General features: G+C 64.3%; 7 protein-coding genes. All 7 read left to right on the plus strand.

Going from position 1 to position 9921, the window contains the following annotated elements; all coding sequences use genetic code 11:
* Positions 1–8 precede the first annotated feature (8 nt).
* Genes LNV28_RS24545 through LNV28_RS24575 form a run of 7 tightly spaced genes read left to right on the plus strand, consistent with a single transcriptional unit; the run spans position 9 to position 9783 of the window.
* Positions 9–299 carry an STAS domain-containing protein gene (locus LNV28_RS24545; protein ID WP_263517097.1) on the plus strand — a complete coding sequence of 97 codons (291 nt, stop codon included), beginning with the start codon at positions 9–11 and terminating at the stop codon, positions 297–299.
* Positions 296–2407, plus strand: coding sequence for a chemotaxis protein CheA (locus LNV28_RS24550; RefSeq protein ID WP_263517096.1), 2112 nt, complete (start codon positions 296–298; stop codon positions 2405–2407). The genes LNV28_RS24545 and LNV28_RS24550 overlap by 4 nt, the downstream gene beginning before the upstream one ends.
* Positions 2404–5145 carry a methyl-accepting chemotaxis protein gene (locus LNV28_RS24555; RefSeq protein WP_263517095.1) on the plus strand — a complete coding sequence of 914 codons (2742 nt, stop codon included), beginning with the start codon at positions 2404–2406 and terminating at the stop codon, positions 5143–5145. The genes LNV28_RS24550 and LNV28_RS24555 overlap by 4 nt, the downstream gene beginning before the upstream one ends.
* A 53-nt stretch (positions 5146–5198) precedes the next feature.
* On the plus strand, positions 5199–7343 hold the full coding sequence (locus tag LNV28_RS24560; protein ID WP_263517094.1) for a methyl-accepting chemotaxis protein: 2145 nt from the start codon (positions 5199–5201) through the stop codon (positions 7341–7343).
* A 20-nt stretch (positions 7344–7363) separates the two neighbouring features.
* The gene (locus LNV28_RS24565) at positions 7364–7858 is read left to right on the plus strand and encodes a chemotaxis protein CheW (RefSeq protein ID WP_263517093.1); all 495 of its coding nucleotides are present in this window, start codon (positions 7364–7366) and stop codon (positions 7856–7858) included.
* A gap of 25 nt (positions 7859–7883) precedes the next feature.
* Positions 7884–8711 (plus strand): CheR family methyltransferase, encoded by an 828-nt coding sequence (locus LNV28_RS24570; RefSeq protein ID WP_263517092.1) that lies wholly within the window; start codon positions 7884–7886, stop codon positions 8709–8711.
* 22 nt (positions 8712–8733) lie between these two features.
* Positions 8734–9783, plus strand: a complete 1050-nt coding sequence (locus LNV28_RS24575) for a protein-glutamate methylesterase/protein-glutamine glutaminase (RefSeq protein ID WP_263517091.1) — start codon at positions 8734–8736, stop codon at positions 9781–9783.
* Positions 9784–9921: the final 138 nt, after the last annotated feature.

Consider the following 9921-nt stretch of genomic DNA (forward strand, 5'->3'; position numbering starts at 1 on the left):
AGACCATCATGAACGCCCCCTATGCCCTTCCCGCCGAGCTCACGATCTACACGGTCGGCGACTTGCATGCCAGCCTGATCCGTGACTTGCCCGCCGCAGAAAGCGCTCTGCTTCTCGACGCATCGCAGGTGACCGACATCGACTCTGCAGGTCTGCAGCTGCTGCTGGCCTTGGCACAGGCCTGCGAACACCGCGGCCAAGCCATCAGCCTCGTGGCCCCCAGCAGCGCCCTGATTCAGGCCAGCACCGCCCTTGGCGTGCAAGACCTGCTGACGCCCAACCAAGGAGCCGCCTCATGAGCCCGCAAGAACAGGACACCAGCTTCATTGCCGAGGCACTGCCCGCCTTCATCAGCGAAGCCCATGAACACCTTGCCGCACTGGAGCAGTTGCTGCTTGAGCTGGAAGGCGACGCGGGCAACCGACAACTGCTCGACGCCCTGTTCCGGTCCGCTCACACCATCAAAGGGTCCGCGGGACTGTTCGGCCTGGACGAGGTTGCCGCATTCACCCATCACGTTGAGACATTGTTGGACCAATTGCGCGATGGCGCTGCGTCCCTAACGCCAGAAACAAGCACGCTGCTGCTGCGCTGCAATGACGAGATACGCGTGCTCATTTGCGCAGCGGAACGACAAGCGCCTGCCGATGCCGCGTCGGCTTCTCGGCGAGAGGCCCTGGTTCAAAGCCTGCGAGCAATCTCCGCCCCATCTATGCAGCAAGTTCAGGCCGTCACAGCTCCGAGCAGCGAGTCAGCCCCCGATGCCGGCCTGAAGTCCTGGCGAATCCGGATCGACTTCGGCATCGAGACCTTTCGGGATGGCATGGATCCCCTGGCGCTTCTCAGCTATTTGCGCGGGCTCGGTGATTTGAGCGAATTGCAGTGCACAAGTACTCGGATGCCGGAACTTCAAGCCATGGACCCGGAAGCCTGCTACCTGACGCTCAGCTTCGCCTTCAGCTCGGCCGTCGAACACAGCACACTCGAAGCCGCGTTCGACTTCATCCGCGCTGAATCGCAGGTGCACATCGAAGCACTGCCCGATGCTTCACTTCAGGGGGCCGCCCTCGATCGCGGTCACAGCCTGGACTCGACTGCCTCCTTGAATTCGAGCACAGCGGCAACAGCCACGCCGGCCTCTGCTCGACCGGACGATACGCCCCCGCCACGCACAAGTTCAGCCCCTGCCGCCAGCGATGAACCACGCTTCATCCGCGTGCCCGCCGACCGACTGGACCTGGTGATCAACCTGCTCGGTGAACTGGTCATTGCCAGTGCCGGCGCATCTTTGCTTGCCAAGCAGAGCCGCCAGGGAGCCTTGATGGCCGCCAATGAACAGATCGGACAATTGGTCGAAGAGGTTCGCAACGGCACGCTGCAACTGCGCATGGTGCAGATCGGCGAGACCTTCTCGCGCTTTCGCCGTGTGGTGCGGGACACGGCCGCTGAACTGAACAAGGATGTTGCCCTGCAAATCATGGGCGGCGACACCGAGCTGGACAAGTCGGTGGTGGAACGTATTGCCGACCCCATGATGCACTTGGTTCGCAATGCACTCGACCACGGCCTTGAGTCGCCAGAGGAGCGCATCGCAGCCGGCAAATCACCCCAGGGGCGGCTGACGCTTTCGGCGCGTCACGAAGCGGGCAGCATCCTGATCCAGATCGAGGATGACGGGCGCGGCGTGCGCCGCCAGAAAGTGCTGCAGCGCGCTTGGGAGCGGGGGCTGCTCGAAGCCGGCGTACAGCCAAGCGATGCCGACATCCTGCGCCTGATCTTCGCCCCGGGCTTCTCGACGGCCGAGAAGGTGACCAATCTGTCCGGCCGCGGGGTCGGCATGGATGTGGTGCGCAGCAATATCGAGCAGCTGCGCGGCAATGTCGCCATCGACAGCGTCGAAGGCCAAGGCACGCGCATCACCATCCGACTGCCTCTGACCCTGGCCATCATCGACGGCTTCCTGGTCGGCGTCGGCCAGTCCAAATTCATCTTCCCCCTGGATGCGGTGGTCGAGGTGATCGAAAACCGCCCTGCCTTGGCCGCCATGGACGAGCGCGGCCGGGGCACCGTCGAATTGAGAAGTCAGGTCTTGCCAGTGGTGGGCTTGCGCGAACTGTATGCCATCGACTCAGCCACGCCCGAACGCAGCAGCGTGGTCGTGCTGCAGTCGAGCGGCCAGCGCTACGGGGTTCAGGTCGACCAGTTGCTGGGCCAGCATCAGACCGTCATCAAGCCTTTGGGCCGCATGTTCCGCAGCCTGCGCGGCATGTCGGGCTCTTCCATTCTGGGCAACGGTGAAGTCGCACTGATCTTCGATGTGCACTCGCTGTGCCAACTCGCCACCGATCCCCCCCACCGCCACGCCAATCGTCACACCGCTCCACTTCGCGAAGGACACACATCATGACGCAGATTCGCACCTCCTGGCTCGCCCAACTTGTGGCCGGCGCCGAACTGCAACAAGCCCATGAAAACGCAGAGCACGCACGAGCGGATTCCAGCCTGGCGCAAGAGCGCGCGGACGAGCTGCAAGCCGTGCTTGGCGCCCTCAGCAAGTCGCAGGCCGTGATCGAGTTCGCCATGGACGGCAGCGTGCTCACCGCCAACGACAACTTCCTGCACCTGCTCGGCTACCAGCTCGATGAAATCAAGGGACGCCACCACAGCATGTTTGCCGCGCCCGGCGTGGCGCAAAGCCCCGAGTACCGTCAGTTCTGGGACAAGCTGGCACGCGGAGAATTCGATTCCGGCCAGTACAAGCGTATCGGCAAGGGCGGCCGCGAGGTCTGGATCCAGGCCAGCTACAACCCCGTCTTCGGACCGGATGGCAAGCCCAGCAAGGTGCTCAAGTTCGCCACCGACATCACCGCTGTCGTGCTGCAGGCCGCCGAACAAGCCGGGCAACTGAAAGCCGTCAGCCAATCGCAGGCCGTGATCGAGTTCAAGCTCGACGGCACGGTTCTCTGGGCCAATGAGAACTTCCTGGCCGCCCTGGGCTACAGCTTGGACGAAATCAAGGGCCGGCACCACAGCATGTTCACCGAGCCCGGCGTCTCGCAAAGCGTGGCCTACCGCCAGTTCTGGGACAAGCTGGGGCGCGGTGAGTTCGACGCGGGGCAGTACAAACGCATCGGCAAGGGTGGGCGTGAAGTCTGGATTCAGGCCACTTACAACCCCATCTTTGACATGGACGGCAGGCCCTTCAAAGTCGTCAAGTACGCGACCGACATCACAGCGGCCAAACTGCAAGCGAGCGACCATGAAGGCCAACTCAAGGCCGTCCACAAGTCGCTGGCCGTGATCGAGTTCAAGCTCGACGGCACCATTTTGGGCGCGAACGAGAACTTCCTGGCGGCCGTCGGCTACAGCCTGGACGAAATCAAGGGTCGCCACCACAGCATGTTCGTGGAAGCGAGCCATGTCCAGAGCCTTGAATACCGGCAGTTCTGGGAAAAGCTCGGCCGTGGCGAATTCGACGCCGGCCAGTACAAGCGCATCGGCAAGGCGGGCCGCGAAATCTGGATTGAAGCCAGCTACAACCCCATCCTGGACGGGGACGGTCGCCCGTTCAAGGTTGTCAAATACGCCACCAACATCACCGCAGCGAAGCTTCTGGCGGCCGACTACGAGGGGCAGATCAAGGCCGTCAGCAAGTCACAAGCAGTGATCGAGTTCCAGCTCGACGGCACCATGCTGAACGCCAACGAGAATTTCCTGGCCACGGTGGGCTACAGCCTCGACGAGATCAAGGGCCGCCACCACAGCATGCTGGTCGAGGCCAGCCTCGCTCAGAGCGCGGAGTACCGCCAGTTCTGGGAGAAATTGGCCCGGGGGGACTTCGACGCTGGGCAATACAGGCGCGTCGGCAAAGGCGGCCGCGAGATCTGGATTCAAGCCAGCTACAACCCGATTCGCGACCTCAACGGCCGGCCCTTCAAGGTCGTCAAGTACGCGACCGACATCACGACCGAGGTGCAGGCCAGCCGCATGCTGCGTGAGGCGGTCGAGCAAGCACAAGAAGTCACCGCCGCCGCACGCTTGGGCGACCTCAGCGGTCGCATCCCCCTTCAAGGCAAGACGGGGCCAATCGAACATCTCTGTTCCGGCGTGAACGCCCTGATGGAAACCACCGGGGTCATCTTTGATGACATGGGCCGGGTGTTCAGCGCCCTGGCCTCGGGCGACCTGACCCAGCGCGTAACGCGTGACTACACCGGCGTCTTCGAGCAAGTCAAACAGGACGCCAACAGCAGCTGCGAAAAGCTGGCCGCCGTGATCGCCGAGGTTCGGGCCGCCGCCGAGGCCTTGGGCAGCGCCTCCAACCAGGTCAGCGACACCGCGCAAAGCCTGTCCCAGGGCGCCAGCGAACAGGCGGCCGCGGTGGAGCAGACCACCGCATCCATCGAACAGATGTCCGCATCCATCGCGCAGAACAGCGACAACGCCAAGGTCACCGATGGCATGGCCACCAAGGCCAACAAGGAAGCCGGCGAAGGCGGTGTCGCCGTCACGCAAACCGTGGCCGCCATGAAGCAGATCGCCGCCAAGATCAGCATCGTCGACGACATCGCCTACCAGACCAATCTGCTGGCCCTCAATGCAGCCATCGAGGCCGCTCGGGCCGGGGAACATGGCAAAGGCTTTGCCGTGGTCGCCGCCGAAGTGCGCAAGCTCGCCGAGCGCAGCCAGGAGGCCGCCAAGGAGATTGGCGACCTCGCCGGCGACAGCGTCAGCACGGCCGAGCGCGCCGGGCGCCTGCTGGGCGAAATCGTGCCCAGCATTCAAAAGACCAGCGATCTGGTGCAAGAGATCGCGGCGGCGTCGCAGGAGCAAAGTCAGTCGGTCAACCAGATCGGCAGCGCCATGACCCAGCTCAGCAAGGCCACGCAGCAAAACGCATCGGCCTCGGAAGAGCTCGCCGCGACCTCGGAGGAGCTGTCCAACCAGGCCGGTCAGCTGCAGGAGGCGGTGGCCTTTTTCCGTCTTGACAGCGAAGGCACCAGCTCGCCCAAGCAGCGCAGCGAAGCGGCCCGCCCCACCGAACGGCGCGCACCCAACTCGCCCATGCGCGGCAACCCGCCGGCCGCGGCGCAGCCAGCTCGCGCAGCCGCCACCGGAACTCGCGGCAACTTCCGTCCCTACTGAGACGCCGCCACCCCACCCGCGATACACCGCATCAAAGCCAAAGGACCACCGCCATGACGCCCAACTCCACCTCCTGGCTCGCCCAACTTGTGGCCGGCAGCGAACTGCAACAAGCCCATGAAAACGCCGAGCGCGCACGAGCGGACGCCAGCCTGGCGCAAGAGCGCGCGGACGAACTGCAAGCCGTACTGAACTCCATCAGCCGGTCACAAGCCGTGATCGAGTTCACCACGGACGGCACCGTGCTCACCGCCAACGAGAACTTCCTGCATCTGCTCGGCTACCAGCTCGATGAAATCAAGGGGCGCCACCACAGCATGTTTGCCGCGCCCGGCGTGGCGCAAAGCCCTGAGTACCGTCAGTTCTGGGACAAGCTGGCGCGCGGCGAGTTCGATTCCGGCCAGTACAAGCGTTTCGGCAAGGGCGGCCGCGAGATCTGGATTCAAGCCAGCTACAACCCCGTCTTCGGACCGGATGGCAAGCCCAGCAAGGTGGTCAAGTTCGCCACCGACATCACCGCCGGCACACTGCAGGCGGCCGACCAAGCGGGACAAATCAAGGCCGTCAGCAAATCACAGGCCGTGATCGAGTTCAAGCTCGACGGCACCATTCTCACTGCCAATGAAAACTTGCTTGCCGCCGTGGGCTACAGCTTGGACGAGATCAAGGGCCGGCACCACAGCATGTTCGCCGAGCCCGGCGTCTCGCAAAGCCTGGAGTACCGCCAGTTCTGGGACAAGCTGGGGCGCGGCGAGTTCGATGCGGGGCAGTACAAACGCATTGCCAAGGGCGGGCGTGAAATCTGGATCCAAGCCAGCTACAACCCCATCTTCGACATGGACGGGCGTCCGTTCAAGGTGGTCAAGTACGCGACCGACGTGACCGCGGAAGTGATGGCCAGCCGCATGCTTCGCGAGGCCGTCGAGCAGGCCCAGGTCGTCACGGCAGCCGCGCGCGACGGCGACCTGACCCAGCGGATTTCCATGCAGGGCAAGAGTGGCGCCATCGAGCAGCTCTGCCTGGGCATCAACGCCATGATGGAGACCACCTCGACCATCTTCGATGACGTCGGGCGCGTGGTCGGCGGCCTGGCCGCGGGCGACTTGTCGCAGCGGATCACCCGCGACTGCAAGGGCACCTTCGAGCGCGTCAAGCAAGATGCCAACACCAGCAGCGAGACGCTCGCTGACATCATTGACGATGTGGTGCGCGTGTTCTCCGCCATGGCCAATGGTGACCTCAGCCAACGCATCAGCCGCGAAGGCCAAGGCGTCTTTGAGCAGGTCAAGCTGGATGCCAACAGCAGCTGCGAGAAGCTGGCCGCCGTGATCGCCGAAGTGCGCGCTGCTGCCGAGGCACTGAACAGTGCCTCCAACCAGGTCAGCGACACCGCGCAAAGCCTGTCCCAGGGCGCCAGCGAGCAGGCGGCCTCGGTGGAAGAAACCACCGCGTCCATCGAGCAGATGTCCGCGTCCATCGCGCAAAACAGCGACAACGCCAAGGTCACCGACGGCATGGCCACCAAGGCCAACAAGGAGGCCGGCGAAGGCGGCATGGCCGTCACGCAGACCGTGGCCGCCATGAAGCAGATCGCCGCCAAGATCAGCATCGTCGACGACATCGCCTACCAGACCAATCTGCTGGCCCTCAATGCAGCCATCGAGGCCGCTCGGGCCGGGGAACATGGCAAGGGCTTTGCCGTGGTCGCGGCCGAGGTGCGCAAGCTCGCCGAGCGCAGCCAAGAGGCCGCCAAGGAGATCGGCGACCTCGCCGGCGACAGCGTCAGCACCGCCGAGCGCGCCGGACGCCTGCTGGGCGAGATCGTGCCCAGCATTCAAAAGACCAGCGATCTGGTGCAAGAGATCGCGGCGGCGTCGCAGGAGCAAAGCCAGTCGGTCAACCAGATCGGCGGCGCCATGACTCAGCTCAGCAAGGCCACGCAGCAAAACGCGTCCGCCTCGGAAGAACTCGCCGCGACCTCGGAGGAGCTGTCCAACCAAGCCGGTCAGCTGCAGGAGGCCGTGGCCTTCTTCCGCCTTGACAGCGAAGCCGTGCTAACCCCCAAGCCACGCAGCGAAGCGGCCCGCCTCGTCGAACGGCGCGCACCCAACTCGCCCATGCGTGGCAACCCGCCAGTCTCGGCTCTGCCGCCCCGTGTCGCCGCCACCGGAACGCGCGGCAACTTCCGTCCCTACTGAGCCGCCAGGAGCCCGAAGCCATGAACACGCAAGCCACAACATCGCAGTACCTCACCTTCTCTCTGGGTGAGGAAGTCTTCGGCATGGACATACGGACGGTGCGAGAGATCATCCAGGTCGGCCCCGTGACCACGGTGCCACTGATGCCCGACTTCGTGCGCGGCGTGATCAATTTGCGTGGCGCCGTGGTGCCGGTGATCGACCTTCACGCCCGCTTCGGCCGGCCGGCCGCCGGCCTGAGCAAAAAGAGCTGCATCGTGATCTTCGATGCCATGCGCCAGGGCGAGCGGGTGGAACTGGGGCTGCTGGTCGATGCTGTCAGTGAAGTGGTGGACATCCCGGCTGCGGACATCGAGCCCGCGCCCGACTTCGGATCGGCCGTTCGGCGCGACTTCATCCAAGGCATGGGGCGGCTGGGCCAGCGTTTTGTGATCGTGCTGGAGCCCGATCGCGCCTTCGATCTCGACGATATGGCCGTGCTGTGCGAACGCAATCAGCTCGCTGAAGCGGCCTGACCCACAAGCTTACCGAGGACCGACGATGGGACCACTCAACGACGCCGCCTTCCGCCGCATCAGGAGCCTGATGCACGAATCGGTCGGCCTGGCCTTCCCTGACACCAAGAAACCCTTGATCCAGTCCCGGCTCACGCCTCGGCTGCTGCAGCTGGACATCCAGCGCTTCGAAGACTATGTCGATTTGATTTCCGGCCCCAACGACGCGGGCGAGTTCCAGATGGCCGTGGATCTCCTGACCACCAACGAAACCTATTTTTTTCGCGAGCCGGCTCATTTCGAGCTGATGTGCAAAGAGCTGGCGCGCACCCGCGCGAGTGCAGTTTCAATCTGGAGCGCCGCCTCGTCTTTTGGAGACGAGGCCTACAGCCTTGCCATGTTGCTGGCGGATATGGCCGCCCAAGGCAGCATTGGCGACGACTGGCAGATCCTGGGCACCGACATCAGCGATCGCGTCCTGCGCAGTGCGGCGGCCGGCATCTATCCCGAAGAACGCCTGCATGAGGTGACCATGGACAGGCGGCGGCGCTACTGCCTGCGCGGTGAAGGCCCCTCAAAAGGCCTGGTTCAGATGCATGAAAAGCTGCGGGCGAAAGTTCGCTTTGGCTGGCTCAATCTGTGCCGTCCCATTGAAGACATCGGGCCCTTCGATGTCATCTTTCTGCGCAATGTCTTGATCTACTTTGACGCGCCCACCAAGCGCACGGTGATCGACCGCGTGCTCACCCAACTCAAGCCGGGTGGCCTGCTCTTTACCGGCATGGCGGAAGGACGGCTGCTGTGCGACACCGCCATGGAGCAGTTGGCCACCGGGGCCTTCCGGAAGCTTGGCAGCTGCGCGGTCGCTGCTTGACGCCCTTGCCCAGGAGCCAACGATGCCCATCACCGTGTACGCCGTGGACGATTCCGCCGTGGTTCGGCAAGCCATGCAGCATCTGCTGCAGGGCGACCCCGACCTGGTGCTGATCGGTACCGCACCCAACCCCATCATTGCCGCACCGGCCTTGCGCAAGCAGCGCCCCGATGTGTTGCTGCTCGATATCGAAATGCCTGGCATGGACGGCCTGACCTTCTTGCGCCAGCTGATGGCGGAGGCGCCGATCGCCACCGTGATCTGCTCCACCCTGACCGAGAAAGGCAGCCGCGTGGCACTCGATGCACTGGCTGCCGGCGCGGTGGCCATCATTGCCAAGCCGCGCCTGGGCCTCAAACAGTTTCTTGAAGACTCCCGACGCGAGCTGCTGCAGACCCTCAAGGCAGCCGCCTTGAGTCGGCCGCGACGCCAGACCCAAGATGCGGTGGTGGAAAAGCCGCTTGCCCCCAGACCGGTGGCGCCGTTGCGTGCGCTGGCCGTCAACAAGCCGATTGTTCTGGGCGGCTCGACCGGCGCCACCCAGGCCTTCGAAGCGATTCTGCTGTCCCTGCCGGCCGACTCCCCGGGCATGGCCGTGGTTCAACACATGCCCGAACGCTTCACCGCCATGTATGCCGAGCGCTTGAATGCCGCCGCGGCCATGGAGGTGCGCGAAGCAAAGAGCGGCGACCGCCTGGAGCGAGGTCTGGTGCTGATCGCGCCAGGCGGCCGCCATATGCAGCTGCGCAAAAGCGCAGGCCAGTACTTTGTCGAAGTCTTCGACGGTCCCAACGTCAACCGACACAAGCCCTCGGTCGACGTGCTGTTCAAGTCAGCGGCGGAGTGTGCGGGCGGTGACGCGCTGGCCATCATCCTCACCGGCATGGGTGACGACGGCGCCCGCGGCATGCGCTTGATGCACAACGTCGGCGCCCGCACCATTGCGCAGGACGAAGCCAGCTGCGTGGTCTTCGGCATGCCCAAGGTCGCCATCGAACAAGGCGGCGTGGACTCGGTGCTGCCGCTGGGCCAGATCGCGCAGGCAGTTCTGGCCTTTGATGCGCGGCACTGAGTTCAGCCGGCACGGGTCGCAGACATCGCAAGCCACAGACTCCTCCCGGAATCCGTGCGCCGGCTCAGCCATCCCGCTTGTATCGCTGTCTGGCCTTCGCCAGCCACGGACTCCTTCCGGAGTCCGTGTGCGGGCTCA

Source organism: Paucibacter sp. DJ2R-2 (genome assembly GCF_025717675.1).
GTDB lineage: Bacteria > Pseudomonadota > Gammaproteobacteria > Burkholderiales > Burkholderiaceae_C > Paucibacter_A.